Below are 302 nucleotides of genomic sequence, written 5' to 3'. Positions count from 1 at the left end.
ATGCTCGATATCCTGATGCGTCGACGCCAAAATAACCCCATTTTAACTGGTGAACCGGGTGTAGGAAAAACGGCTGTCGTTGAAGGCTTTTCATTAAAAATTGTGAACAACCAAGTGCCTGATGCTTTAAAAAATGTTCAGCTGCATACGCTTGATATGGGGCTATTACAAGCAGGTGCCAGAGTAAAAGGTGAATTTGAAAATCGCTTGAAAAAAGTGATTCAAGAAGTTCAGTCTGCCACGCATCCTATAATTTTATTTATTGATGAAGCTCACACTTTGATTGGTGCAGGAGGTCAAGC

1 protein-coding gene is annotated in these 302 nt (G+C 41.1%); it reads left to right on the top strand.

The window, feature by feature from the left end; genetic code table 11:
- Window positions 1-302, top strand: a 302-nt coding sequence (locus tag ACG9ZB_RS17005) for an AAA family ATPase (RefSeq protein ID WP_419326823.1), incomplete at both ends; no start/stop codon positions are given.

It is taken from the genome of Acinetobacter johnsonii (assembly GCF_048551975.1).
Lineage (GTDB): Bacteria > Pseudomonadota > Gammaproteobacteria > Pseudomonadales > Moraxellaceae > Acinetobacter > Acinetobacter johnsonii_A.
Note: the sequence above shows the minus strand (reverse complement) of the source record. Positions and strands in the feature narration are given on the sequence as shown.